The 1,002-nt window shown below is 44.3% G+C and carries 2 protein-coding genes; both read left to right on the top strand.

Annotated elements, in window-relative coordinates; all coding sequences use genetic code 11:
- Window positions 1–339, top strand: a 339-nt coding sequence (locus tag HR086_RS48105; protein ID WP_217442248.1) for a hypothetical protein, incomplete at its 5' end; no start/stop codon positions are given.
- 239 nt (window positions 340–578) lie between these two features.
- The gene (locus HR086_RS47115; protein ID WP_174468934.1) at window positions 579–800 is read left to right on the top strand and encodes a hypothetical protein; all 222 of its coding nucleotides are present in this window, start codon (window positions 579–581) and stop codon (window positions 798–800) included.
- Window positions 801–1,002: the final 202 nt, after the last annotated feature.

Genomic DNA, 1,002 nt, shown 5'->3' with positions numbered 1-1,002 from the left:
GAAGGGACGTACTATACGGTTTTAAACCTTTCTGGTGTAAGCGGAAGATTAAATCTCGCAACTTTAAACACAAGTTCAACGAACGGTGCGGTTTTAAGGGTGACGCTTGACGGTAAGGTAGATAGTTTTGCTATCCCAGGCGGCAGTTCTCTTGATTACTTCTACTTAGGAAATCGGCAATATAATGGCAGTGGAAGCGCCGATAAGTTTTCTCCTGCGACAGACTCTATATACTTTTATAGTTCTCTCTTGATCGAAGTCACAACAAACGCAACCAGCGACCTTGATAACACAACAACGGTGCAAGTAAGATATGCTCTCAAAGCTGGTACGCCATAAAAAAGGGGAGGTATATAAATGGCAATATCTATAACTGAAATAATAGAAGATGGGATTCCGTATCGTATAACTAAGGATGATGAAACTGGTCTTTACATGAAAGAATCTTTACAAGAACCTTTGCCTCCTCCACCGCCCGGCCCGAGCAAAATAGAGCTACTTGAAGCCGAAATATCCAGCCTTAACATGCAAAACATCGAATTGTGGGAAATTTTGATAACTAAAGGAGTGGTTTGATCATGACAATCTATCAAGCGTTGGTGCAAGGTTATGCAAGAGCAATCTACATTGACGGCAAGAGAACAATCGCCAGCATCATTCCGGAGTATGTTGAGCCTGTTAAGCAATACGCCGCTGCTAACTACACCCTGTTCCAGATCGACAACGCACTGGCGCAGGGATATATCACGCAGCAGGAATACTCCGACACGCTCGCATATGTTCCTGCCACAACGGCTTAAGATTTGACCCGCATCTGGCGGGATTTTTTATTTTCAGGGGGTGCTTTATGCCAAATTTAAATGATTATGCACATTCGATGTCGATCAATCCGGAGGACGGGAAGGTACGGCCCAATGTCGCTGCTCAACTAACAGGGAGTAATGTTAAAGATTCATGGGGCGGCTCAGCGACCAATACTAGGACGTTTACAACTCCCATGAC

The sequence above is a fragment of the Myxococcus sp. CA039A genome, assembly GCF_013336645.1.
GTDB classification, from domain to species: domain Bacteria; phylum Myxococcota; class Myxococcia; order Myxococcales; family Myxococcaceae; genus Myxococcus; species Myxococcus llanfairpwllgwyngyllgogerychwyrndrobwllllantysiliogogogochensis.
Note: the sequence above shows the minus strand (reverse complement) of the source record. Positions and strands in the feature narration are given on the sequence as shown.

What these genes read in the sequence shown, in the direction of transcription:
- HR086_RS47115 (WP_174468934.1), top strand. Translation starts at nt 579, where the DNA reads ATGACAATCTATCAAGCGTTGGTGCAAGGTTATGCAAGAGCAATCTAC.